We start from the raw sequence: 24,094 nt of genomic DNA, 5'->3' as shown, positions 1-24,094 counted from the left end.
GTCGATTACTCCTTGCGCCAGTTGCGGCGCGCCTGCGCCGCCGTGTCCAGCAATGCCAGCAAGGCCGCGCCGTCGCCGCCATCGATCGCGCGCTCGGCGCGGTCCAGCACGGCGCGCACGGCCGCCAGCTCCGCCAGCATGGCGTCGCGGTTGGATAGAAAGATATCGCGCCACATCTCGGGCGAACCCGCCGCGATGCGGGTGAAGTCGCGGAAGCCGCTGCCGGCCAGCGCCAGCCGCGTGGCGGCGTCCTCGGCGGTGGCGACCTGCTCCATGTACACGGACGACAGCAGGTGGGGCAGGTGGCTGACCGACGCCAGCACCCGGTCATGCGCGCCGGCCTCCATGTCGATCACTTGTGCGCCACAGGCCAGCCACGCATCGCGCACCAGGGCGATGGCGGCGGCACTATTCTCGGCCAGCGGCGTCAGGATGACGCAACGCCCCTGGTACAGGCCGGCATCGGCGGCATCGGGGCCGCTGCGCTCGGCGCCGGCGATGGGATGGCCCGGCACGAACTGGCCGATGCGCGCGCCCAGCGCCAGGCGGGCGGCATCGACCACCTCGGCCTTGGTGCTGCCGCCGTCGGTCAGCAGCGTCGCGTCACGCAGATGCGGCAGCATGCGCGCCAGCATGTCCTGCAGGCCGCCCACGGGCGTGGCCAGGAACACCAGGTCGGCGCGGGCGGCGGCCTCTTCGGCGCTGACAGCCTCGTCGATCAGGCCCAGCTCCACCGCGCGCGCCAGCGACGCGGCATTGCGGCCCACGCCCAGCACCCGTCCCACCCGCCCCGCCCGGCGCAAGGCCGCGGCGAAGGAACCGCCAATCAGGCCCACGCCGACGACGGCCAACACAGGAATCAGGGGGCCAGCGGCCCCCTGATTCGGCTTGGAGGAAGCGCCGTTCATTCGGACAGGATGGCGGTCAGCGCGTCGATGAAGCGGGCGTTTTCCTGCGGCAGGCCGATGGACACGCGCAGCCACTCGGGCAGGCCGTCGCCAGCCACGGGGCGCACGATCACGCCGCGCTTGAGCAGCGCCAGATTGATGCGCGGCGCATCGCCCACGTGCACCAGCACGAAGTTGCCGTAGCTGGGCACGTAGCGCAGCTTGAGGCGGTCGAAGGCTTCGCACAACTGCGCCTTGCCGGCCTTGTTGGACGTGTACGCCTGTTCCAGGTAGGCGGCATCGCCCAGCGCGGCCACGGCGGCGGCCTGCGCCAGCGTGTTGACGTTGAACGGCTGGCGCACGCGGTTGAGCAGGTCGGTCAGGGTCGGCTGCGCCACCGCGAAGCCCACGCGCAGGCCGGCCAGGCCGTAGGCCTTGGAGAAGGTGCGCGAGACAATCAGGTTGGGATAGCGGCGCACCAGCGCGGTGCTGTCGAACCGGAATTGCGGTTCCAGGTATTCGTTATAGGCCTCGTCCAGCACCACCGTGACGCGATCGCCGTGGGCGGCGTGGACGCGCTCCAGGAACGCGGCCACCTGCTCGCCCGGTACGAAGGTGCCGGTGGGGTTGTTGGGGTTGGCGATGAACAAGAGGCGTGTGTCGTCGGCGATGGCGTCGAACATGGCGTCCAGGTCATGGCCGTAGTCCTTGGCCGGCACCACGATGTGGCGCGCGCCGCGGGCCTGCGTGGCCAGGCGATAGACCGCGAACGAATGCTGCGCGTAGACCGCCGACGTACCCGACTCCAGCAATGCCAGCGCGGCGATTTCCAGGATGTCGTTGGAGCCGTTGCCCAGCGTGATCCAGTTCATCGGCACTTCGTAGCGCGCGGCCAGCGCGGCCTTCAGGTCGAAGCCGTTGGGGTCCGGATAGCGCGCCAGCGACTCGGCGGCGGCCAGCATGGCGGCGCGCGCCGACTGCGGCATGCCCAGCGGGTTCTCGTTGGAGGCCAGCTTGACGATCCCGGCCGGATCCAGCCCGAATTCGCGGGCCAGTTCCTCGATGGGCTTGCCTGCCTGGTAAGGCGCGATGGCGCTGACGTGCGCGGGAGCGGCGAGAGGCTTGGAAGTGTTGGTCATGGAGGACTCACGGCGCCGGGTAGGAACCCAGCACTTTCAGGTAGGCAACCTGCGCCCGCAGGGTATCCAGGGCGAGCGCGACATTCGGATCGTTGCGATGTCCCAGGACATCGACGTAGAAATAGTATTCCCACTCGCCGGTGCGGGCCGGGCGGGATTCGAAGCGCGTCATCGACACGCCGTTGGCCGCCAGCGGCGCCAGCATCTCGTAGACCGCGCCCGCGCGATTCGGCACCGCCAGGATCAGGCTGGTCTTGTCCTTGCCGCTGACCAGCGGCTCGATGTTGCCGATGGCCAGGAAGCGCGTGCGGTTGTGCGGATCGTCCTGGATGCCGGCGCTGACGACCTGCAGGTTCCAGGCCGGCGCGGCCACTTCGCCAGCGATGGCGGCGATGGTCGGGTCGGACGCGGCCACGCGCGCGGCCTCGGAATTGCTGGCCGCGGCCACGCGTTCCAGGTCCGGGTAATTGCGTGTCAGCCAGCCCTGGCACTGGGCCAGCGCCTGCGGATGCGCGGAAATCGTCTTGATGCCGTCCATGTTGCCGGACTGCGACATCAGGCAATGGCGGATGACCAGCGAACGCTCGCCCAGGATGCGCAGCGGCGTGTTCAGCAGCAGGTCCAGGCTGCGGTTGACCGCGCCCTCCGTCGAGTTCTCGACCGGCACCATGCCGACGTCGGCCTGCCCCGCCTCGACGGCGCGGAAGACTTCGTCGAACGACACGCAGGGAAGCTTCTGCACCGCGTGGCCAAAATGCTCCAGCGCGGCCTGCTCGGAAAACGAGCCCTGCGGCCCGAGGTAGGCGACGGTCATGCCGCGCTCCAGGCCGCGACAGGCCGAAATGATCTCGGTCCAGACCGAGGCCACGCCGGCCGCCGGAAACGGACCGGGATTGAGTTGCTGCAGGCGCCGGATCACTTCGGCTTCACGTTCGGGACGCAGCACCGGACCGTCGGCGTGCGCGGCGTGCTTGACCTCGCCCACCTCCTGCGCGGCACGGGCGCGCTGCGACAGCAGATCCAGGATTTGCGCATCGAGCGCGTCGATGCGGTCGCGCAAGGGGCGCAGCTTGCGCTGCAGATCGTCATCCATAGCGGCGCTCGAATTCCTTCAGGTACTCGACCAGCGCGGCCACGGCGGCCAGCGGCACGGCGTTGTAGATCGAGGCACGCATGCCGCCCACGCTCTTGTGGCCCTTGAGCTGGGTCAGGCCGGCCGCGTCGGCGCCTTGCAGGAAGGCGTCGTTGAGCGATTCGTCGCGCAGCACGAACGGCACGTTCATGCGCGAGCGCACGGGGGCGTGGATCGGATTGCGATAGAAGCTGGTGCTATCAAGGTAGCCGTACAGCAGTTCGGCCTTGGCCTTGTTGGCCGCTTCCATGCCGGCCACGCCGCCATTGGCCTTGACCCACTTGAACACCAGCCCGGCGATGTAGATCGCGAAGGTCGGCGGCGTGTTGTAGCGCGAATGCTCGGCGGCCACGTTGGCGTAGTCGAACGCCGACGGGCAGATCGGCAGCGCGTGGCCGATCAGGTCGCGGCGGCAGATGGCCATGGTCACGCCGGCCGGGCCGGCGTTCTTCTGGGCGCCGGCGTACATCATGCCGCAGCGGCTGACGTCCATCGGACGCGACAGGAAATGCGAGGAAGCGTCGATCACCAGCGGCACGTCGGGCGCGCCGAGCGCGGCCGTGTCGGGCCAATCCAGGAACTCGACGCCGCCGATGGTTTCGTTGCTGCACAGGTGCAGGTACGCTGAATCCTTGCGCACCTTCCAGGTGTCGACCGGCGGCACCCAGGTGAACGGCGCCTGCTCGCGGCCGTCCAACTGTATCGCCTGACCGCTGGTGGCCGCGACCTGCGCGTCACCGTAGCGGCCGGCTTCCTTGTGGGAACGCGACGACCAGTGGCCGGTCACGACGAAGTCGGCCGCCGGCGTGCCGCGCCGTCCCATGAGATTCATGGGAACGATGGCGTTCTCCCCGGAACCTCCGCCCTGCATGAACATCACCGCGTAGTCGGGAGACAGGCCGAGCAGATCGCGCAGATCGCTTTCGGCTTCGTCGCAGATCTGCACGAAGTGCTTGCCGCGATGGCTCATTTCCATCACGGACATGCCGCTGCCGTGCCAGTCCAGCATTTCCGCAGCGGCTTGCTGCAGTACCACCTCGGGCAAGGCCGAGGGGCCTGCCGAGAAGTTCCAGGGGCGGGCCATTATTGCTCCGTAGGTTCCGTCGAATCCGTTGCAGCGGCGTCGCCGTTGCCCTCTTCCTGGCCGTCGTCCAGGTCTTCGCTGTCATCGTCCGCATCGCTTTCGACCACGCGGCGCACGCCGGACAGCGAGCTGCCGTCGTCGACGTTGATGAGGGTGACGCCTTGCGTGGCGCGGCCCATTTCGCGGATTTCCGCGACGCGGGTACGCACCAGCACGCCGCCGGTGGTGATCAGCATGATTTCATCCGAAGGCATCACCAGCACGGCGCCGACCACCTTGCCGTTGCGCGAGCTGGTCTGGATGGCGATCATGCCCTTGGTGCCACGGCCGTGGCGCGTGTATTCGGTGATCGGGGTGCGCTTGCCGTAGCCGTTTTCGGTGGCCGTCAGCACGCTCTGCGTTTCATCCCCGGCCACCAGCAGCGCGATCACGTTCTGCGTGTCCTCGAGCATCATGCCGCGCACGCCGCGGGCATTGCGGCCCATCGGGCGCACGTCGTTCTCGTCGAAGCGCACGGCCTTGCCGGCGTCCGAGAACAGCATGACGTCGTGCTTGCCGTCAGTGAGATCGGCGCCGATCAGGTAGTCGCCATCGTCCAGGTCGACCGCGATGATGCCGGCCTTGCGCGGGTTGGAGAAGTCGGACAGCGGGGTCTTCTTGACCGTGCCGCGCGAGGTCGCCATGAAGACGTAGTGGTCTTCGCTGAATTCCTTGACCGGCAGCACCACCGTGATCTTCTCGCCTTCGGCCAGCGGGAACATGTTGACGATCGGCTTGCCGCGCGAGTTGCGCGTGCCTTGCGGGACTTCCCAGACCTTGAGCCAGTAGACCCGGCCGCGATTCGAGAAGCACAGCAGGAAGTCATGGGTGTTGGCGATGAACAACTGGTCGATCCAGTCGTTTTCCTTCATCGCCGTGGCCTGCTTGCCGCGGCCTCCGCGCTTCTGCGAGCGGTACTCGGACAGCGGCTGGCTCTTGATGTAGCCGCCGTGCGACAGCGTCACGACCATGTCGGTGGGCGTGATCAGGTCTTCGGTGTCGAGTTCGGTCGCGTTCAGCTCGATTTCCGAACGGCGCGTGTCCTTGGCGCCGGTGGAGAACTCGGCCTTGATGGCCTGCAGTTCCTCGCCAATGATGGTGGTGATGCGCTCGGGACGGGCCAGGATGTCCAGCAGGTCGGCGATGGCGGACATGACGTCCTTGTATTCGCCGACGATCTTGTCCTGCTCCAGGCCGGTCAGGCGCTGCAGGCGCATGTTCAGGATTTCCTGGGCCTGGGTGTCGCTCAGGCGGTACAGGCCGTCGCCCTGCAGGCCGAACTCGGCGCCCAGGTCGTCCGGACGGAAGGCCGCGCGGCCGCCCGGCGTGTCGCCGTCGGCGCGCGACAGCATTTCGCGCACCAGCGAGGAATCCCACGACTTGGCCATCAGTTCCTGGCGCGCGACGGGAGGCGTCGGCGCGGCCTTGATGATGGCAATGAAGTCGTCGATGTTGGCCAGCGCCACGGCCAGGCCTTCCAGCACGTGGCCGCGTTCGCGGGCCTTGCGCAACTGGAACACGGTGCGGCGGGTGACCACTTCGCGGCGATGCTGCAGGAAGTAGTCGATCATCTGCTTCAGGTTGAGCAGGCGGGGCTGGCCGTCGACCAGCGCCACCAGGTTCATCCCGAAGGTGTCCTGCAGTTGCGTGTTCTTGTAGAGGTTGTTCAGCACCACCTCGGGCACTTCGCCACGCTTGAGCTCGATCACCAGGCGCATGCCGTCCTTGTCGGACTCGTCGCGGATGTCGGAGATGCCTTCGATCTTCTTGTCGTTGACCAGCTCGGCGATGCGTTCCTGCAGCGTCTTCTTGTTGACCTGGTAGGGGATCGCGTCGACCACGATGGCCTGGCGGTTGCCCTTCTCCATGTCCTCGAAGTGGGTCTTGGCGCGCATGATGACGCGGCCGCGGCCGGTGCGGTAGCCTTCGCGCACTCCGGACATGCCATAGATGACGCCGCCCGTGGGGAAGTCCGGCGCCGGGATGATCTCCATGAGTTCATCGACCGAGCACGCAGGATTGCGCAGGCAGTAAAGGCAGCCGTCGACCACTTCCTGGAGGTTGTGGGGCGGAATGTTGGTGGCCATGCCGACGGCGATGCCCGAGCTGCCGTTGACCAGCAGGTTCGGCAGGCGCGAGGGCAGCAGCAGGGGTTCTTGCTCGCTGCCATCGTAGTTGGGACCGAAGTCGACCGTTTCCTGGTCGATGTCCGCCAGCAGCTCGTGGGCGATCTTGGCCAGGCGGATTTCGGTGTAACGCATCGCCGCGGCGTTGTCGCCGTCGATGGAACCGAAGTTGCCCTGGCCGTCGACCAGCATGTAGCGCATGGAGAAATCCTGCGCCATGCGGACGATGGTGTCGTAGACGGACTGGTCGCCGTGGGGATGGTACTTACCGATGACGTCCCCGACGATACGCGCGGACTTCTTATAGGCGCGGTTCCAGTCGTTGTTGAGCTCGTGCATCGCGTAGAGCACGCGCCGGTGGACGGGCTTGAGCCCGTCCCGCACATCCGGTAGCGCCCGCCCGACGATCACGCTCATCGCGTAATCGAGGTAACTGCGGCGCATCTCTTCTTCCAGCGATACCGGAAGCGTCTCCTTGGCAAAGGAATCCATATATATAACGACAGAATCGTGTAAGGAGGAACCCGGGCCGGGTAAACAGGAAATTCTATCATTCGATTGGGATCGCGGCCCCAAGGGCCCCGAGCGGCCATCGGCGCGGCCCCGCAACCGGATGTCGGCGGCAAGCGGCACCGGTGCGTTCGCCAAGGTCCCGCGAGCCTGTTGTCAAAAACCAACATGGCAAACGGATGGAGCGCGGAAAACGTCATATCCAGCACCAATGCGGCTGTCCAGGGAAGCCAAAGCCCCCCAAATGCCTTAAGATTGTTTCCAGCACGCAGGAAACCCAGTAGCTATTCCTTTGAACCAGCTCTTGGCGTTGCTATACTGGCCCCGTTTTCCTGATATGCGGCGGGGGTTCGCTGCGAGTCACTTATCCAGCTTCAAGCTCAACGAGGAGAAACATGAACAAACCCTCCAAATTCGCTCTGGCGCTCGCCTTCGCCGCCGTCACGGCCTCGGGTGTAGCCTCGGCCCAGACCTATCCCCAGACGGTGGACAACTGGCGCAATCCGTTCGGTAACGTTTGGAAGAACGGTACGAACGAACTGTGCTGGCGCGATGCGTTCTGGACCCCGGCCACCGGCATCCCCGGCTGCGACGGCGTTCCGGTTGCACAACAGAAGGCGAAGCCGGCCCCGATGGCGGCCAAGGTCGTGTTCAACGCTGACACGTTCTTCGACTTCGACAAGTCGACCCTGAAGCCCGAAGGCCGTCAACTGCTGGACCAAGTCGCCCAGCAAGCTCGCGGTATCGAGCTGGAAACCATCATCGCCGTCGGCCACACCGACTCGATCGGTACGGACGCCTACAACCAGAAGCTGTCCGAGCGCCGTGCCGCTTCGGTCAAGGCCTACCTGGTCAGCAAGGGCATCGATCCGAACCGTATCTACACGGAAGGCAAGGGTAAGAAGAACCCGATCGCTTCCAACAAGACGAAGGAAGGCCGCGCCCAGAACCGTCGCGTTGAAATCGAAATCGTGGGTAGCCGCAAGTAATTGCCGGACTAGCTACAATAAAGGGCCTCGCATCGCGAGGCCCTTTTTTTCGCCCGGCTTGCACTAATCCGGTGCAAACGCTCCGGCGCCCGCGGGCGCCGCCGACCCTCTATATATAGAGCCGTCTTATGCTGGACCGCCCATGAGCACCCAAACCCACGATTCCGCCCAAGCCACCGTCAACGCAGACCAGGCCGAACTGGACAAGTTCGCCGCGCTGGCCAGCCGCTGGTGGGACCCCGAAAGCGAATTCAAGCCCCTGCACGCCATCAACCCCCTGCGTCTGGAATGGATCCAGGAAAGCGTGGGCAGCCTGGCGGGCAAGAAGGTGCTGGACGTCGGCTGCGGCGGCGGCATCCTGTCGGAAGCCATGGCCCGCGCGGGCGCCGAGGTCACCGGCATCGACCTGGCCGACAAGTCGCTCAAGATCGCCAAGCTCCACGGCCTCGAATCGGGCGTGAAGGTCGAGTACCGCAAGGTGCCGGTGGAACAACTGGCGGCCGAGCAGCCGGGCCAATTCGACGTGGTCACCTGCATGGAAATGCTGGAACACGTGCCGGACCCGGCCTCCATTGTGCGCGCCTGCGCGACGCTGACCAGGCCGGGCGGCTGGGTGTTCTTCTCGACCCTGAACCGCAATCCGAAGTCGTTCCTGTTCGCCATCATCGGCGCCGAATACGTGCTGCGCCTGCTGCCGCGCGGCACCCACACCTACGATATGTTCATCAAGCCGAGCGAACTGGCATCAGCCGCCCGCGGCGCCGGCCTGGAACCGGTGGGCATGCGCGGCATGGAATACAACCCGATCACGCAGATCTATTCGCTGACGTCCGACACCTCGGTCAACTACCTGATGGCTACCCGCAAATGAGCGCCCTGATCCTGTTTGATTTCGACGGCACGCTGGCCGACACCGCCCCCGACCTGGCCGCCGCCGCCAACCAGCAGCGCACCCGCCGGGGACTGGAACCCCTGCCCTACGAAACGCTGCGCCCGGTCGCGTCACAGGGCGCGCGCGGCCTGCTGCGCGTGGCGCTGGGGCTGAAGCCGGGCGATGAAGAATACGAGCCGACCCGCCTGCAATTCCTCGAAGACTACGCCGCCAGCTCCACCGTCCACAGCAAGCTGTTCCCGGGCATCGAGGCGCTGCTGGCCGATATCCGCCAGCGCGGCCTGTCTTGGGGCATCGTGACCAACAAGGTTACCTACCTGACCCTGCCGATCGTCGAACACCTGAACCTGACCCGCGACAGCGCCGTGCTGGTCTGCGGCGACACCACCGCCCACGCCAAGCCGCATCCCCTGCCGCTGCAGCATGCCGCGCGCGAAGCCGGTTTCGCCACCGACCGCTGCGTCTACGTCGGCGACGACCTGCGCGACATCCAGGCGGCGCACGCGGCCGGGATGCCGGCGGTCGCCGCCGCCTATGGATACGTCGGCGAAGAAGACAACATCAGCACCTGGGAAGCCGAGACCTGCGCCAACACCCCGGCCGAGCTGTGGGCGGCAATCGAGCCGCTGCTGCCGCGCGATCTGCGTTGAGGCGCCGTCATCCTCGCTGATCTCCCATGTCCCGCATCGCCGCCCAGCCTGGCGGCATGCGGGCCGGGATGACAGCGGCACGGCCGGATTAGTTGGCCTGACCGAACAATTTATCCGACTGAAAAGGGTTTATCCCCGGCCGCCGGTGAATTAAAGTGTCTTCAATGCAAGGCAATGCGGGTGCCTCCCGATTGCCTTTCCCGGCCAAAGCCGGGCGCCGCGCGGCGAAGCCCGCACGGCGACTCTCGTTACGCATCGACGGTTTGCCACCCTCATGCGCCCGCGCGCCGACGTCTCCCCGGCGCGCAACCTAGACCTTTTAGACCATCCATCCGTCCACCGCGCGTTGCCTCACGGCTTCGTGCGCACCTGGAATTGCCCATGCTTTTACCCATCCTGCTACTTTCGGCCGCCGGTTTCACCATCCTGACCACCGAATTCCTGATCGTCGGCCTGTTGCCCAGCCTGGCCCGCGATCTGGATGTCACGGTTTCCCAGGCCGGTCTGCTGGTGACACTTTTCGCCTTCACGGTGGCGGCCACCGGCCCCCTGCTGACCGCGCTGATGGCCAACATCGAGCGCAAACGACTGTTCATCAGCGTGCTGGCGCTGTTCGGCCTGTCCAACGCCCTGGCGGCGGCAGCGCCGAACATCTGGGTCATGGCCGTCGCCCGTTTCGTGCCGGCGCTGGCATTGCCGGTGTTCTGGTCGCTGGCCAGCGCCACCGCGGTGGAACTGGTAGGCCCCGCCCGCGCCGGCCGCGCCATCTCGATGGTGGCGTTCGGCATCGTCGCGGCGACGGTGTTCGGCATTCCCATCGGCGTGCTGATCTCCGACGCCTTCGGCTGGCGCGCGGCCTTCGGCGTGCTCTCGGCGGTGGCGTTCGCCAAGGCCCTGTTGCTGCTGCTGGCCTTCCCCAGCACCCGCATCCGCGCCGAAAACGTGAAACTGGTGACGCAACTGCGCATCCTGCGCAACCCGATCGTGGTGGGCCACGTGCTGCTGTCGTTGCTGGTGTTCACGGGCATGTTCACCGCCTACACCTACCTGGCGGACATGCTGGAGCGCCTGGCCGGCTTCAATGGCCAGATCGTCGGCTGGACCATGATGGCGTTCGGCGCCGTTGGCCTGATCGGCAACACCCTGGGCGGGCGCATGGTCGACCGTAGCCCGTTGGGCGCCACCGCGCTGTTCTCGTCGCTGATGGCGGTCGGCCTGGCCTTCGTGGCGCCGGTGATGCAATCGCATGGCCTGCTGGCCGTAGCGCTGACGATCTGGGGCATCGCCCAGGCGGCGCTGTTCATCGTCTGCCACGTGCGCCTGATGAAGTCGGCGCCGGAAGCGCCCGCCTTCGCCGCGTCGCTCAACATTTCGGGCGCCAACATCGGCATCGGGCTGGGCGCCGTGGTCGGCGGCCACGTAATCGACCAGTACGGCCTGGCCTCGCTCGGCTGGGCGGCTGCGGTCATCGTCGCGGTATCCGTCGCCCTGGCGTTCGTGCTCATGGCGGCCTCGCGCGCCCGTCCTGCCGGCAAGGCAGCCTGCGCCAACGCCTAGGCCACATTGCGGTATTCGCGCCACGTCCGGGCGGGCGGGCGCGGAAACGCAGCGGGCTATCGCGTTTACCAGTACAATAGAAGTTCTTGGGGCCGATCCGGATTCGACGTGGGTCGCGAAACAACTCAGGGCATGCCGAGCACCAGTACGCTCGTTAAACCACTGGAACACTACAAACGCCAACGACGAGCGTTTCGCTCTCGCCGCTTAAGCGGTGAGCCGCTGCACTGATCTGTCCTTGGGTCAGGCGGAGGAAGGCAACTTCCTAGGGGGGCAACCCTCGAACCGCAGCAGCGACATTCACAAGGAATCGGTTTGAACTGGGGTCACACGGTTCAAATTTAAATTACGTGAATCGCTCTGGTCCGGCCTGTCGGTTGGCTAAGTCCAGGGTTAAAACCAAATAGATCGACTACGCATGTAGAACTGGTTGCGGAGGGCTTGCGGACGGGGGTTCAATTCCCCCCGGCTCCACCAAATTTCCGCCATAGCGCCAAATGGCCGACCTTCACGGGTCGGCCATTTTTTTTGCAGCGGCCGCCACCGGGCGGGAGTCAACAACGCGTGCTGCCGCGCACCGCGTTCAGGCTCATGCCGGGATTCAGCCGCGATTGCCGAACAGCCCCGACAGCGACGCCAGCAGGTCGGCGGGATTGAGCGACTGGCCGGGTTGCACAGCGCCTTCGGGAGTGGCCTTGTCGATCAGTTGCGGCAGCAGCGACGACAGCGAGCCCAGCACCGAGCCGGTGTCCTGGCCGGTCTTGGCGGCCAGTTCGTTGACCACGCCCGGGTCCAGCACCTGGCCGAGCTGGTCGGCGCTGACCGGCAGGTTCTGGCCCTTGCCGATCCAGGACGCGACGATCTCGCCCAGGCCGCCCTGCTGGAAGCTGGCGATCAGGCCGGAAAGTCCGCCCGGGTATTTGCTCAGTTGTTCGATCAGGGCGGGCAGCAGCGAGGCGGAACCTCCTTGCTGGCCGCCGCCGGCCATCGAGGCCAAGGTATCCAATAGACTCATCGCCGTTCTCCAGGAAAATCGGAAATCCAGTATAGGCCCGTGGCGGCGCCGATGTGGTCATCCAAAGGCCGGCAACCGGCGATCTTTGCAAAGCTTGTCGTTCCGGCCCTCAGCCCGCGCCGCGCGGGGCTGGCGAGGCCAGGGGAGCCTGGGAGGCCTTGAGGGCTTTCAGCGCCTTCTGACCGGCGCGGCCGTCGGCAGGCAGGCCGAGTTCGCGCTGCGCCGCGCGCAGGGCTTCGCGGGTGCGCTCGCCGATCATGCCATCGGGTTCGCCCAGCTCATAGCCGCGGGCGATCAGCAGCCGCTGCAATTCCCGCCGCTCGGCGCGCGACAGCCCCGGATCATCGGTCGGCCAGGCCTGCGCCAGCGGGCCGCCGCCACGCAGGCGGTCGGAGAGGTGCGCAATCGCCAGCGCATAGCTTTCGGCGGCGTTGTAGGAATACAGCGCATCGAAATTACGGGTCACCAGGAACGCCGGCCCCTTCGGTCCGGCCGGCAACAGCAGCCCGACGGGCGTATCGCCCCCGGGCAACGGCTTGCCGTCAGCGCGGGTCAGGCCCTGGCCGCGCCAGAACGACAGCGGACGCTTGTTCTTGCGTCCCGCGCCGGCGATGTTCGCGCCAGCGGGCAGGATCACCTCGTAGCCCCAGTCCAGGCCGCTGTTCCAGCCGGCGCGCTTGAGGAAGTTGGCCGTGGAGGCGAGCGCGTCGGGCACGCTGTCGATGAGGTCGCGGCGGCCGTCGCCGTCAAAGTCGACGGCCAACCGCAGATAGGTCGACGGCATGAACTGGGTCTGGCCGAACGCCCCCGCCCAGGAACCCTTGAGCTTGTCCGGGTCGATGCGCTCGTCCTGCACGATCTTGAGCGCGGCGAAGAACTCGCCGCGAAAGTACGCCTGGCGGCGCCCGAAGCAGGACAGCGTCGACAACGAGGTCAGCAGCGGCCGTCCGCCCAGGGTGCGGCCATAATTGCTCTCCACGCCCCATACGGCCGCGATGGTGGCCGGGTCCACGCCGTAGCGCGCCGCGGCGCGGTCCAGTTCGGCACGCCAGCGCTCGATGCCGGCCTTGCCGTCGGCGACGCGCTCGTCGTCGACCAGCGCCGCCATGTAGTCCCAGATCGGCGTCTTGAATTCCGGCTGCGCATCCAGCAGGCCGATCACCGCCATGTCGGGCGACAGGCTGGCGGCATGCCGGTCGAACGTGGCGCCCGACACGCCCGTCTTTGCGGCGGGGGCGCGCAATCCGGCCAGGCAAGCGGCGAAGGTGTCGGCGGCGTGCGCGGCGGGCGCGGACAACGCCAGCATGGCGGCCAGAGGAATGGCGTGGCGAAAGGTCATCGAGAAAGCGCTCCTGCGGATGCGTTGGCCGCGCCGCCGTCGGGGCGGCGCTGGCTGTCTTCGGCTTCGCCCATGACGGCGCGTTTGTCGAGCAAGGCGGCCAGTTCGGCCTCGTCGAAACCCGCCGCGCGGCGCGCTTCCATGTTGAAAGGGCCACGCAGCCGCGGCGCGTTGTAGCGGCTGGCCAGCTCGGCATAGCAGGCGACCGGCTCCCTGCCCTGCTCGGCGCACAGCCGCTTGTACCAATAGTTGCCGATGGCTACGTGGCCGATCTCGTCGCGCAGGATGATGTCGACGATGGCCGCGCTCCGCGCATCGCCAGCGCCGGCCAGCTTGTTGCGGATCAGCGGCGACGCATCCAGGCCGCGCGCCTCCAGCGTGCGCGGCACCAGCGCCAGGCGCGCCAGCAGGTCGCCGCAAGTGCGTTCGGCCATCTCCCACAAGCCGTTGTGGCCAGGAAAGTCGCCATAGGCATGGCCCAGGTCGGCAAGCCGCTGATTGAGCAGGTCGAAATGCGCAGCCTCTTCGCGCGCCACGCGCAGCCAGTCGCGGTAGAACGCATCCGGCATGCCGGCGAAACGCCAGAGGATGTCCAGCGCCAGGTTCACAGCGTTGAATTCGATGTGCGCCAGCGCGTGCAGCAGCGCCGCGCGGCCCTCCAGCGTCGCCATGGAACGCTGCGGCACCTCGGACGGCGCCACCAGCACCGGCGCGGCGGGCCGCCCGGGCAATCCATCCGGCGTCGCGTAGCGCCGCACGCTATCGAGCGGGGCATCTTCGCCGATGGCGCGCACCCGCGCCAGCTTGTCGGCCCAGCCGGTGGCGGCCAGCGCCTGCAGGGCCTGGGCACGCAGACAGGGCGTGCCGGGTTCGTGCGGATCGCTCCCGTTCACGGGAAGGATCGAATTGCTGTCCATGAAGATTTCCGGTGCGGGACGGAACAACGCCGCCCGCAAGACAATAACCATGCGCGGTCATCCCGCGCCGCGCGCCATGCGCCACTGAAGACTTTATCATTCGTTCATGGATTCGCCGCTACGCCTGACCATCGAGACCGACCTGTCGCGCATCGACGCCCGCCAATGGGATGCGTTGGCTGGGGACCAGCCGTTCCTGCGGCATGCGTTCCTGCACGCGCTGCACGATTCCGGCTGTGCCGCGCCGCGCACCGGTTGGTCGCCCCATTATCTGATGCTGTGGCGCGACGACGCGCTGGCGGGCGCGGTGCCGCTCTACCTGAAATCGCATTCGCGCGGCGAGTACGTGTTCGACTACGCCTGGGCCGACGCCTTCGAGCGCCACGGCCTGCGCTACTACCCCAAGCTGCTGGCGGCCGTGCCGTTCACCCCGGTCTCGGGCCCGCGCCTGCTGGCCGGCAGCGACGAAGACCGCGACACGCTGGTGCGCGGGCTGGTCGCCTTTGCCGAAGAGATCCAGGTGTCGTCGCTGCACCTGCTGTTTCCGGCCACCGCGGACCTGCGAGCCCTGCGCGAGGCCGGCTTCATGGTGCGCGAAAGCGTGCAGTTCCACTGGACCAATCCTGGCTACTCCGATTTCGACGCCTTCCTGGCCACGATGAGCCACGATAAGCGCAAGAAGATCCGCCAGGACCGCAAAAAGGTGGCGCAGGCCGGGCTGACGTTCCGCTGGCTACGCGGCGCGCAGATCGACGCCGCCGACCTCGACTTCTTCTATCAGTGCTATTGCCATACCTACTTCAACCACGGCAACCCGCCGTACCTGAGCCGCGAATTCTTCCTGCGCGCCTACCGTGACCAGCCCGACGCCTTCGTGCTCATCCTGGCCGAGCGCGACGGCCAGCCGGTGGCGGCGGCCCTGAACCTGGCGGGCGGCGACACGCTGTACGGGCGCTATTGGGGGGCGACGGAATACGTGCCGGGGCTGCATTTCGAGACCTGCTATCTGCAGGCCATCGCTTACTGCATCGCCCACGGCATGGCGCGATTCGAGGGCGGCGCGCAAGGGGAACACAAGATGGCGCGCGGGCTGCTGCCCACGCCCACCTGGTCGGCGCACTGGGTCGCCGACCCGCGTTTCGCGGCTGCGATCCAGCAATTTCTGGATGAGGAAACCGCCGCGGTGGATGACTACCTGGGCGAGCTCGAGACCCACACGCCGTTCAAGCGCGCGGCCCCGGACTGAGCGGTCAGAGGAAGCGATCCAGCAGCTTGCGGCTGTGCTTGTCGAGCGACAGGATGTCGCGCACCAGATAGAAGATGCCGTGGCTGTCGGCGATCAGCAGCGTCTGCGGGCTCAGGCGGCGGATGTCCTCCTCGCCCCGCAACGTGAAGCTGGTGGCCCCGCGGTCGGTCTCCACCTTCCAGACGCTGGGCGTGGCGAAGGTCGACACGCTGGCGAGCTTGCGGATCTCGGGCATGAATTCACGCCCGGCCAGTTCTTCTTCGATCAGCGCGCGCTCGGCGGCGGGCACGTCGGCCAGCCTTTCGATCCACAGCAGCTCGCGGCCTTCTCCGGTCACCAGCGACAGCCCGCGATCGGCCTCGCTGATCGGAAAGGCCCGCACCGGAATCACGCCTTCGTGCGCGACGCCGTCGGCGCCCTGGAACACCAAACGCCCGAACGCATTGCGTCGCAGTTGAAAAACGGGAAGCGTCATGACGGTTATCTCGCTCAGGCCACGGCGGCCATGTCTTCGCCGCCGGAGGACTGTGCATCGGCCTCGTTCTGGCGCGCCTGCGCCTGATACAGCCGGTAGTAGGCGCCTTCACGCGCCATCAGTTCCTCGTGCGGGCCCTGCTCCACGATCTGGCCACGGTCCAGCACCACCAGCCGATCAGCCTTGCGCAAGGTGCTCAGGCGATGGGCGATGGCGATGGTGGTGCGGCCGCGCACCAGGTTGTCGAGCGCCTTCTGGATTTCCTTCTCGGTGGTGGTGTCGACCGACGAGGTCGCTTCGTCCAGGATCAGGATGCGCGGGTCGATCAGCAGCGCGCGCGCGATCGAGATGCGCTGGCGCTCGCCGCCGGACAGCGCCTGGCCGCGTTCGCCGACCAGCGAATCGTAGCCGTGCGGCAGCCGCAGGATGAATTCATGGGCATGGGCGGCGCGGGCCGCCGCCACGACCTCGTCGCGGGTAGCGTCCGGCTTGCCGTAGGCGATGTTCTCGGCGATGGTGCCGAAGAACAGGAAGGGCTCCTGCAGCACCAGCCCGATGTTGCGGCGGTAGTCGGCCACCCGCACCGAACGGATGTCGGCGCCGTCCACCAGGATCGCGCCTTCCGACACGTCGTAGAAGCGGCAGATCAGGTTGATCAGGGTGCTCTTGCCCGAGCCGCTGTGCCCGACCAGGCCGATCATCTCGCCGGGCGCGATGCTCAGGTCCAGGCCGCGGATGACCTGGCGGTTGCCGTAGCGGAAACCGACGTCGCGCAACTCGATGCGGCCGTTGACCTGCGGCAGCTTGGCCGGGTTCTGGGGTTCCGGCACGCTGGAGACGTGATCCAGGATGTCGAAGATGCGCTTGGCGCCGGCGGCCGCCTTCTGCGTCACGGACACGATACGGCTCATCGAATCCAGGCGGGTGTAGAAGCGCCCGATGTACGCCAGGAACGCCGCCAGCACCCCCACCGTGATCTGCTTCTGCGAGACCTGCCAGATGCCGAAGATCCACACCACCAGCAGCCCGACCTCGGTCAGCAGCGTGACGGTGGGCGAGAACAGCGACCAGGTGGTGTTGACCCGGTCGTTCACTTCCAGGTTGCGGTTGTTGGCCTCGCGGAAACGCGCCACTTCGCGCTTCTCCTGGGCAAAGGCCTTGACCACGCGGATGCCGGGAATGGTATCGGCCAGCACGTTGGTGATCTCCGACCAGATGCGATCGACCTTCTCGAAGCCATGGCGCAGGCGGTCGCGAACCGCGTGGATCATCCAGATGATGAACGGCAGCGGCACCAGCGTGACCAGCGCCAGCCACGGATTGATCGACACCAGGATCACCGCGGTCATGGTGATCATCAGGATGTCGTTGGCGAAGTCCAGCAGGTGCAGCGACAGGAACACGCAGATGCGGTCGGTCTCGCTGCCGATGCGGGAAATCAGGTCGCCGGTGCGCTTGCCGCCGAAATACTCCAGCGACAACTGCTGCAGGTGCTCATAGGTGGTGGTACGCAGGTCGGCGCCAATGCGCTCGCTGACCCAGGCCAGGATGTAGGTCCGCGCCCAGCCCAGGCCCCACGCCAGGATGGCGGAACCGAGCAGCCCGCCCAGGTACAGGCGGACCTTGCTGTAATCGATGGGCGCGCCGTTCTGGAACGGAATCAACACGTCGTCCATCAGCGGCATGGTCAGGTACGGCGGCACCAGGGTCGCCGCAGTGCCCAGCAGGGTCAGCAGGAAACCGGCCAGCAAGGGCCCGCGATACGGCCGCGCGAAGCGCCACAGGCGCAGCAGCGCCCAGGTGGTCGAGGGCGCCGCCTGCTCCTGGTTGCAGACCGGACACTCGTCCTGCCCAGCCGGGATGGCGTTGTTGCAGATCGTGCACTGGCGTTCGCCCGCTTCGGCTTGTGGCTGGCCGGACAGGCGTATTGCCTGTTGGGCCTCGAACTGGCCCAGCAGCCGCAGCGCGGCCGGATTGCAGGCCAGCGTGAAGCGCCAGATGCCCAGGCGCGCGGTGTCGTCGTGCAGTTCCAGCACGGCCGCGCCAGCGTGGTCGGAAAGATTCAGGGACAGTTGAGGGCCGTACGCCCAGGATTCCCAGCCGGTATCGGCCGCATTGCGGGCGATCAGGCGGCGATCGGTGACGGCGACCAGGCCGGGCTGGAACTTCAGCCGCTGGTCCAGGTCTATTTCGAGCCAGGCCAGCAGGGTCTCATCCTGCGCCAGTTCCGCGCGGATGTCATCCCGCCAGCGGGCAGGAAAGGCTTCGGCTAGGCCGGAAAGCAGGTGTGTTTTTTTCATTAGAACGCATACCGGGCCAGGACTCTGCCCTACAAGGCGGCGACGGCATGCCAACCCCGGGTTGGCAACGTGTCCCTTCCTTACAACACAACGAGTTCACGCCTTTGAAGGCGTCGTATAGTATCAGCCGATTTTTCTAATTAGGAATATCTGGGATCCCCCACTCGTTGGCATTATTCTTAAGGCGCAACCCCAATAAATTCGCGGTCTTGCATAGGGGCGTCCGCGCGTGCCAACCTGCTTCTCAAGTAAATTAAAACATGAAAAAGAAAGACATTGAATTTCTCGATGTCGTGGCTTTGCGCGGCCCGAACATTTGGACGTACCGTCCGGTACTCGAGGCGTGGGTGGATATCGGCGAACTGGAGGACTATCCCTCCAACACGATCCCCGGCTTCTACGAGCGCCTGACCGCGTGGCTGCCGACCCTGATCGAGCACCGCTGCAGCCCGGGCGTGCGGGGCGGCTTCCTGTCCCGCGTCAAGGAAGGCACCTGGCCCGGCCACATTCTCGAACATGTCACCCTTGAGCTGCAGAACCTGGCCGGCCTGCGCGGCGGCTTCGGCAAGGCCCGTGAAACCTCCACCCGCGGCGTCTACAAGGTCGTCGTGCGCGCCTGGCAGGAACAGGTCACCCGCACCGCCCTGAACGAAGGCCGCGACCTGGTCATGGCCGCCATCGAAGACCGTCCGTTCGACGTCGACGCCGCCGTGGCGCGCCTGCGCCGGCTGGTCGACAAGCACTGCCTGGGCCCCAGCACCGCCTGCATCGTCGATGCCGCCGACGACCGCGACATCCCCTACATCCGCCTGTTCGAAGGCAACCTGGTGCAATTCGGCTACGGCTCGCGCCAGCGCCGTATCTGGACGGCCGAGACCGACCGCACCAGCGCCATCGCCGAAGGCATTTCGCGCGACAAGGACCTGACCAAGGAACTGCTATCGACCTGCGGCGTGCCGGTGCCGGAGGGTCGCCTGGTCGACAGCGAGGACGACGCCTGGTCGGCCGCAGAGGACATCGGCCTGCCGGTGGTGGTCAAGCCGTATGACGGCAACCACGGCCGCGGCGTGTTCACCAACCTGACCACGCGCGAGGAAGTGGTTTCCGCCTACCGCGTCGCCGTCGACGAGGGCAGCGGCGTCATCGTCGAGCGCTTCGTGCTCGGCAACGAACACCGCCTGCTGGTGGTCGGCAACCGCATGGTGGCCGCCGCCGCCGGCGAACCGGCCTGGGTCACCGGCGACGGCAAATCCACCATCACCGAGCTCATCGACAACCAGATCAACACCGACCCGCGCCGCGGCCGCACCGAAAACCACCCGCTCAATCCGGTGCGGCTGGATTCGGCCGCGCGCCTCGAAATCGCCCGCCAGGGCCTGTCCGAAGACAGCGTGCCGGCCGACGGCCAGCGCGTGCTGGTGCAGCGCAGCGGCAACGTCGCCTTCGACGTCACCGACCGCGTGCACCCCAGCGTCGCCGCTACCGTGACCCTGGCGGCCCGCGTGGTCGGCCTGGACATCGCCGGCGTCGACCTGGTGGCCGAGGACATCTCGCGCCCGCTCGACGAACAGCGCGGCGCCATCGTCGAAGTCAACGCCGGCCCGGGTCTCCTGATGCATTTGAAGCCGGCCGACGGCCCCCCGCGCCCGGTCGGCCACGCCATCGTCGAACACCTGTTCCCCGAAGGCGATGCCGGCCGCATTCCCATCGTCGGCGTCACCGGCACCAACGGCAAGACCGTGGTCGCGCGCCTGATCGCGCGCCTCTTGCACCTGTCGGGCAAGCGCACCGGCCTGGCCTGCAGCGAAGGCCTGTACCTCGACCGCCGCCTGGTGCAAAAGGGCGACCGCGCCGATTTCGCGTCCGGCACCCGCGTGCTGATGAACCGCAACGTCGACGCCGCCGTCATCGAGAACGACAGCGGCGTGATCCTCGGCCAGGGCCTGGCGTATGACCGCTGCCAGGTCGGCGTGGTCACCAACATCGACGACGCGGACCATCTCGGCGACTTCGACATCAACGAAACGGAGCGCATGTTCAATGTGTTCCGCACCCAGGTCGACGTGGTGCTGCCGACCGGCGCCGCCGTGCTCAACGCGCGCGATCCGCGCGTGGTGGAAATGGCCGAGCTGTCCGACGGCGCCGTGATCTTCTTCGGCATCGATCCCGCCCTGCCCGCCATCACCGCCCACCTGCAACAGGAGGGCCGCGCGGTGTTCGTGCGCGACGGCGCCATCGTGCTGGCGCAAGGCGCGCACGAAGAGCGCCTGGCCGACGTCGCCGCGATCCCGCTGACCCATGGCGGCCGCGTCGCCTTCCAGGTCGAGAACGTGCTGGCAGCCGTCGGCGCCGCGTGGGCGCTGGACATCCCGGTCGAACTCATCCGCGCCGGCATCGAGACCTTCGACATCGACCAGGCCGACGCGCCCTGGCAGTTCACCCTGTTCGAGCGCAACGGCAGCACCGTGGTGGTGGACGACGTCCACAACGCCTCCGCGTTGCGCCCGCTCATCACGGCCATCGACCAGTTCCCAGCGACCACCCGCGCCGCCGTCTATTCGGCTGGCGCCGACCGCCGCGACGTGGACCTGATCGAGCAAGGCAAGCTGCTGGGCGATGCGTTCGACCGCGTGGTGCTGTATGACGACACCACTGTCACCAGCAAGCGCCCCGCCGGCCAGGCCCGCGCGCTGCTGCGCCAGGGGCTGGAGCAAGGCAGCCGCGTCAAGCAGATCCTGGACGAGCCGGATCACGGCAGGGCCATCGAGAGCCAGCTCGCCGGCATTGCGGCGGGCGACTTCGTGCTGCTGCAATCCGACGAAGCCTTCTCCGGCCCCACCATCGATCTCGTCCGCCGCTGGATCCAGCAACACTGACATCATCGCGCGCGCCGCGGCGGCCCGCCGCGGCGCGCGCAAGCTAGACAGGAATACCTGCCATGGAAGTTTCCCGTATCCGAGCGCTGCGCGGCCCCAACCTGTGGAGCAAGAACACGGCGATCGAGGCCATCGTGTCGTGCGCCGACGCCGAATGCTCGATCGACAACCTGCCCGACTTCGAAGCCCGCCTGCGCGCGCGCCTGCCGCAGACTGGCCTGCTGCGCCCCGAAGGCCACCAGGGCGCGGTCTCGATCGCGCACGTGCTGCAGATCGTCTCGCTGACGCTGCAGGCCTACGCCGGCTGCCCGGTCACGTTCGGCCGCGCCTCGCCCACCACCGAACCCGGCGTGTTCCAGGTCGTGGTGGAATACAGCGAGGAAGAAGTCGGCCGCCTCGCCATGGACCTGGCGCAGCAACTGGTGCAGGCCGCGCTGGACGACACGCCGTTCGACCTGGCCGACGCCCTCAAGCGCCTGCGCGAGCTGGACGAGGACGTGCGCCTCGGTCCCAGTACCGGCTCCATCGTCAACGCCGCCACCGCCCGCAACATTCCGTACCGTCGCCTGACGCAAGGCAGCATGGTGCAGTTTGGCTGGGGCAGCAAGCAGCGCCGCATCCAGGCCGCCGAGACCGACCTGACCAGCGCCATCTCCGAATCGATCGCGCAGGACAAGGACCTGACCAAGATGCTGTTGGACGCCGCCGGCGTGCCCGTGCCGCTGGGCCGCTCGGTCACCACCGCCGAAGACGCCTGGGCCGCGGCCCAGGAGCTTGGCGGCCCGGTGGTGGTCAAGCCGCGCGACGGCAGCCAGGGCCGCGGGGTGGCGGTCAATATCGAGACGCGTGAACGCGTGATCCAGGCTTTTGAAGTGGCCGAGGAAATCAGTTCCGAAGTCATCGTCGAACGCTACATCCCCGGTCACGACTTCCGCCTGCTGGTGGTGGGCGGCGCGCTGGTCGCGGCCTCGCGCCGCGATCCGCCGCAGGTCACCGGCGACGGCGTGCACACCATCCGCCAACTGGTCGAGCAAGTCAACGCCGACCCGCTGCGTGGCGATGGCCATGCCACTTCGCTGACCAAGATCCGCTTCGATGACATCGCGCTCGCGACGCTGAAAAAACAGGGCTTCGACGCCGACTCCGTGCCGGCGCCGGGCACCCTGATCTTCCTGCGCAACAACGCCAACCTGAGCACGGGCGGATCGGCAACGGACGTCACGGACGAGGTCCATCCGGAGATGGCGGCGCGCGCCGTTTCGGCCGCGCGCATGATCGGCCTGGACATCTGCGGCGTCGACGTAGTGGCCGAAAGCGTGCACTACCCGCTCGAAGAGCAGAACGGCGGCGTGGTCGAAGTCAACGCCGCGCCCGGCCTGCGCATGCACCTGAATCCCTCGTTCGGCAAGGGCCGCGCGGTGGGCGAAGCCATCATCGCCAATATGTTCGCCGATGGCGAGGATGGCCGCATCCCGCTGGTGGCGGTGGCCGGCACCAACGGCAAGACCACCACGGTGCGCCTGACCGCCCATATCCTCGGCGTGGCCGGCAACCGCGTCGGCATGACCAACTCCGACGGCGTCTACGTCGACAACCTGCGCATCGACACCGGCGACTGCAGCGGCCCGCGCAGCGCCCGCAGCGTGCTGATGCATCCGGACGTCGATGCCGCGGTGTTCGAAACCGCACGGGGCGGCATCCTGCGCGAGGGCCTCGCCTTCGATCGCTGCAACGTCGCGATCGTCACCAACATCGGCATGGGCGACCACCTCGGCCTGGGGTACATCAGCACCGTCGAGGACCTGGCTGTGGTCAAGCGCGTGATCGTGCAGCATGTGCATCCGAGCGGCACCGCCGTGCTAAACGCGGCCGACCCCATCGTGGCGGAGATGGCCTCCAGTTGCCCCGGCTCCATTACTTACTTTGCCGAAGACCGCAACCACCCGATCATGTCGACGCACCGGGCCCAGGGCCTGCGCGTGGTGTACCGCGACGGCGACGCGATCGTCGCGGCCCAGGGCAGCGAGGAAACCCGTTTCCCGCTGGCCGAGATCCCGCTCACGCGCAACGGCACCATCGTGTTCCAGGTCGAGAACGCCATGGCCTCGATCGCCGCGGCCTGGGCGCTGAATCTGGACTGGAGCATCATCCGCCGCGGCCTGGCCACCTTTGTCAACGACGCCCAGACCGCGCCCGGCCGCTTCAACGTGTTCGACTATCGCGGCGCCACCGTGATTGCCGACTACGGCCACAACCCTGATGCGATCCAGGCGCTGGTACGCGCGGTCGATGCAATGCCCGCCAAGCGCCGCGCGGTGGTCATCAGCGGCGCCGGCGACCGCCGTGACGAAGACATCCGCATGCAGACCGAGATCCTCGGGGAAGCCTTCGACGACGTGCTGCTGTATCAGGACCAATGCCAACGCGGCCGCGCCGACGGCGAAGTGCTGGCCCTGCTGCAGCAAGGCCTGGTCAACGCCAGCCGCGCCCGCCACATCGAGGAGATTCACGGCGAGTTCCTGGCGATCGACACGGCGCTGGCTCGCCTGCAGGCGGGCGATCTTTGCCTGATCCTCGTGGACCAGGTGGAAGAGGCGCTGGAACACATCGCCCAACGCATCCGCGAAAGCTGATCCCGATCCGGAAATCGCATGAAGACGGGGCGCGAAAGCGCCCCGTTTCTTTTGGATGGCCGCGGCGGGTCGCCGCCCCACCGGACCTGGCGCCCGATCGTAGCCCTGGCCCTAGCCGTGCGGCGCCGAGACGGGCGCCGCGGCCTGATAGTGGTCCGTCACATGGGCGCATCCCAGCGCGGCCATCGTGGCCAGCGCCAGCAGAATCGTGCCAAGGAATCGTCGGGTCATGCGTGCCCTCTCTTGAGTGATGTCGCCAGACCGCGCCGGTCTCGGAACCGGCCGCGG

The 24,094-nt window shown here is 67.2% G+C and carries 17 protein-coding genes and 1 other RNA gene; 8 read left to right on the top strand and 10 right to left on the bottom strand.

The genetic code is table 11. The annotated features are described in order from the left end of the window. Positions 1-5: 5 nt before the first annotated feature. From ACUDCK_RS07140 to gyrA, 5 genes are read right to left on the bottom strand one after another with little or no spacing between them, the layout of a single operon-like run. A complete protein-coding gene (locus ACUDCK_RS07140; RefSeq protein ID WP_175167616.1) occupies positions 6-908 on the bottom strand; it encodes a prephenate dehydrogenase in 903 nt (300 codons plus the stop codon). Further along, positions 905-2,026 (bottom strand): histidinol-phosphate transaminase, encoded by a 1,122-nt coding sequence (hisC, locus tag ACUDCK_RS07135; protein WP_175167615.1) that lies wholly within the window; start codon positions 2,024-2,026, stop codon positions 905-907. The genes ACUDCK_RS07140 and hisC overlap by 4 nt, the downstream gene beginning before the upstream one ends. Before the next feature lie 7 nt (positions 2,027-2,033). Continuing rightward, a complete protein-coding gene (gene pheA / locus ACUDCK_RS07130) occupies positions 2,034-3,119 on the bottom strand; it encodes a prephenate dehydratase (RefSeq protein ID WP_054501460.1) in 1,086 nt (361 codons plus the stop codon). Beyond that, entirely contained in the window at positions 3,112-4,242 is a 1,131-nt protein-coding gene (serC, locus tag ACUDCK_RS07125) for a 3-phosphoserine/phosphohydroxythreonine transaminase (RefSeq protein WP_054501461.1), read from the bottom strand. Before serC ends, pheA begins: the two co-directional genes overlap by 8 nt. Continuing rightward, a complete protein-coding gene (gene gyrA / locus ACUDCK_RS07120; protein ID WP_049072335.1) occupies positions 4,242-6,899 on the bottom strand; it encodes a DNA gyrase subunit A in 2,658 nt (885 codons plus the stop codon). Before gyrA ends, serC begins: the two co-directional genes overlap by 1 nt. Positions 6,900-7,312: 413 nt before the next feature. On the opposite strand from gyrA, the gene ompA reads away from it, so the two are divergent. The 5 genes from ompA (at position 7,313) to ssrA (ending at position 11,482) form a co-directional block, all read left to right on the top strand. Next, complete coding sequence (gene ompA / locus ACUDCK_RS07115; protein ID WP_054429492.1) at positions 7,313-7,906, top strand: outer membrane protein OmpA; 594 nt, start codon at positions 7,313-7,315, stop codon at positions 7,904-7,906. Positions 7,907-8,048: 142 nt separating this feature from the next. Beyond that, positions 8,049-8,777, top strand: a complete 729-nt coding sequence (ubiG, locus tag ACUDCK_RS07110) for a bifunctional 2-polyprenyl-6-hydroxyphenol methylase/3-demethylubiquinol 3-O-methyltransferase UbiG (RefSeq protein ID WP_054501462.1) — start codon at positions 8,049-8,051, stop codon at positions 8,775-8,777. Continuing rightward, on the top strand, positions 8,774-9,448 hold the full coding sequence (locus tag ACUDCK_RS07105; protein WP_175167614.1) for an HAD-IA family hydrolase: 675 nt from the start codon (positions 8,774-8,776) through the stop codon (positions 9,446-9,448). Before ubiG ends, ACUDCK_RS07105 begins: the two co-directional genes overlap by 4 nt. Before the next feature lie 381 nt (positions 9,449-9,829). Continuing rightward, entirely contained in the window at positions 9,830-11,005 is a 1,176-nt protein-coding gene (locus ACUDCK_RS07100; protein WP_054501464.1) for an MFS transporter, read from the top strand. Positions 11,006-11,093: 88 nt separating this feature from the next. After that, positions 11,094-11,482, top strand: a transfer-messenger RNA (tmRNA) gene (gene ssrA / locus ACUDCK_RS07095). A gap of 124 nt (positions 11,483-11,606) precedes the next feature. On the opposite strand, the gene ACUDCK_RS07090 is transcribed toward ssrA, so the two are convergent. From ACUDCK_RS07090 to ACUDCK_RS07080, 3 genes are all read right to left on the bottom strand, one after another. Beyond that, positions 11,607-12,020: a YidB family protein gene (locus ACUDCK_RS07090; RefSeq protein WP_054501465.1), complete on the bottom strand. Its 414-nt coding sequence runs from the start codon at positions 12,018-12,020 to the stop codon at positions 11,607-11,609. Between the two features lie 109 nt (positions 12,021-12,129). Beyond that, positions 12,130-13,359, bottom strand: coding sequence for a lytic murein transglycosylase (locus ACUDCK_RS07085; RefSeq protein ID WP_175167613.1), 1,230 nt, complete (start codon positions 13,357-13,359; stop codon positions 12,130-12,132). Beyond that, positions 13,356-14,276: a ferritin-like domain-containing protein gene (locus tag ACUDCK_RS07080; RefSeq protein ID WP_054501467.1), complete on the bottom strand. Its 921-nt coding sequence runs from the start codon at positions 14,274-14,276 to the stop codon at positions 13,356-13,358. Before ACUDCK_RS07080 ends, ACUDCK_RS07085 begins: the two co-directional genes overlap by 4 nt. A gap of 106 nt (positions 14,277-14,382) precedes the next feature. Here ACUDCK_RS07080 and ACUDCK_RS07075 point away from each other — a divergent pair, with 106 nt between their 5' ends. Continuing rightward, entirely contained in the window at positions 14,383-15,522 is a 1,140-nt protein-coding gene (locus tag ACUDCK_RS07075; RefSeq protein WP_064527107.1) for a GNAT family N-acetyltransferase, read from the top strand. A 4-nt stretch (positions 15,523-15,526) separates the two neighbouring features. On the opposite strand, the gene ACUDCK_RS07070 is transcribed toward ACUDCK_RS07075, so the two are convergent. Beyond that, complete coding sequence (locus ACUDCK_RS07070; protein WP_049072299.1) at positions 15,527-15,997, bottom strand: cyanophycin metabolism-associated DUF1854 family protein; 471 nt, start codon at positions 15,995-15,997, stop codon at positions 15,527-15,529. A gap of 14 nt (positions 15,998-16,011) precedes the next feature. After that, the gene (locus ACUDCK_RS07065) at positions 16,012-18,297 is read right to left on the bottom strand and encodes a cyanophycin metabolism-associated ABC transporter (protein WP_175167612.1); all 2,286 of its coding nucleotides are present in this window, start codon (positions 18,295-18,297) and stop codon (positions 16,012-16,014) included. Positions 18,298-18,557: 260 nt separating this feature from the next. Between ACUDCK_RS07065 and cphA (ACUDCK_RS07060) the strand changes: the two genes are divergently transcribed. Both cphA (ACUDCK_RS07060) and cphA (ACUDCK_RS07055) read left to right on the top strand, forming a co-directional pair. Beyond that, positions 18,558-21,173 (top strand): cyanophycin synthetase, encoded by a 2,616-nt coding sequence (gene cphA, locus ACUDCK_RS07060; protein ID WP_054501471.1) that lies wholly within the window; start codon positions 18,558-18,560, stop codon positions 21,171-21,173. A gap of 62 nt (positions 21,174-21,235) precedes the next feature. Next, entirely contained in the window at positions 21,236-23,806 is a 2,571-nt protein-coding gene (cphA, locus tag ACUDCK_RS07055; protein WP_054501472.1) for a cyanophycin synthetase, read from the top strand. The last annotated feature ends 288 nt before the right edge of the window (positions 23,807-24,094 follow it).

The sequence above is a fragment of the Achromobacter sp. CF-sbj1-Ac2-l genome (assembly GCF_052698165.1).
The sequence above is the reverse complement of the archived record's forward strand: the minus strand, read 5'-3'. Positions and strand labels throughout refer to the sequence as shown.

What these genes read in the sequence shown, in the direction of transcription:
- ACUDCK_RS07070 (WP_049072299.1), bottom strand. Translation starts at nt 15,997, where the DNA reads ATGACGCTTCCCGTTTTTCAACTGCGACGCAATGCGTTCGGGCGTTTG.
- ACUDCK_RS07085 (WP_175167613.1), bottom strand. Translation starts at nt 13,359, where the DNA reads ATGACCTTTCGCCACGCCATTCCTCTGGCCGCCATGCTGGCGTTGTCC.
- cphA (WP_054501472.1), top strand. Translation starts at nt 21,236, where the DNA reads ATGGAAGTTTCCCGTATCCGAGCGCTGCGCGGCCCCAACCTGTGGAGC.
- ACUDCK_RS07100 (WP_054501464.1), top strand. Translation starts at nt 9,830, where the DNA reads ATGCTTTTACCCATCCTGCTACTTTCGGCCGCCGGTTTCACCATCCTG.
- hisC (WP_175167615.1), bottom strand. Translation starts at nt 2,026, where the DNA reads ATGACCAACACTTCCAAGCCTCTCGCCGCTCCCGCGCACGTCAGCGCC.
- ACUDCK_RS07140 (WP_175167616.1), bottom strand. Translation starts at nt 908, where the DNA reads ATGAACGGCGCTTCCTCCAAGCCGAATCAGGGGGCCGCTGGCCCCCTG.
- ompA (WP_054429492.1), top strand. Translation starts at nt 7,313, where the DNA reads ATGAACAAACCCTCCAAATTCGCTCTGGCGCTCGCCTTCGCCGCCGTC.
- cphA (WP_054501471.1), top strand. Translation starts at nt 18,558, where the DNA reads ATGAAAAAGAAAGACATTGAATTTCTCGATGTCGTGGCTTTGCGCGGC.
- ubiG (WP_054501462.1), top strand. Translation starts at nt 8,049, where the DNA reads ATGAGCACCCAAACCCACGATTCCGCCCAAGCCACCGTCAACGCAGAC.
- gyrA (WP_049072335.1), bottom strand. Translation starts at nt 6,899, where the DNA reads ATGGATTCCTTTGCCAAGGAGACGCTTCCGGTATCGCTGGAAGAAGAG.
- ACUDCK_RS07075 (WP_064527107.1), top strand. Translation starts at nt 14,383, where the DNA reads ATGGATTCGCCGCTACGCCTGACCATCGAGACCGACCTGTCGCGCATC.
- ACUDCK_RS07080 (WP_054501467.1), bottom strand. Translation starts at nt 14,276, where the DNA reads ATGGACAGCAATTCGATCCTTCCCGTGAACGGGAGCGATCCGCACGAA.
- pheA (WP_054501460.1), bottom strand. Translation starts at nt 3,119, where the DNA reads ATGGATGACGATCTGCAGCGCAAGCTGCGCCCCTTGCGCGACCGCATC.
- ACUDCK_RS07090 (WP_054501465.1), bottom strand. Translation starts at nt 12,020, where the DNA reads ATGAGTCTATTGGATACCTTGGCCTCGATGGCCGGCGGCGGCCAGCAA.
- serC (WP_054501461.1), bottom strand. Translation starts at nt 4,242, where the DNA reads ATGGCCCGCCCCTGGAACTTCTCGGCAGGCCCCTCGGCCTTGCCCGAG.
- ACUDCK_RS07105 (WP_175167614.1), top strand. Translation starts at nt 8,774, where the DNA reads ATGAGCGCCCTGATCCTGTTTGATTTCGACGGCACGCTGGCCGACACC.
- ACUDCK_RS07065 (WP_175167612.1), bottom strand. Translation starts at nt 18,297, where the DNA reads ATGAAAAAAACACACCTGCTTTCCGGCCTAGCCGAAGCCTTTCCTGCC.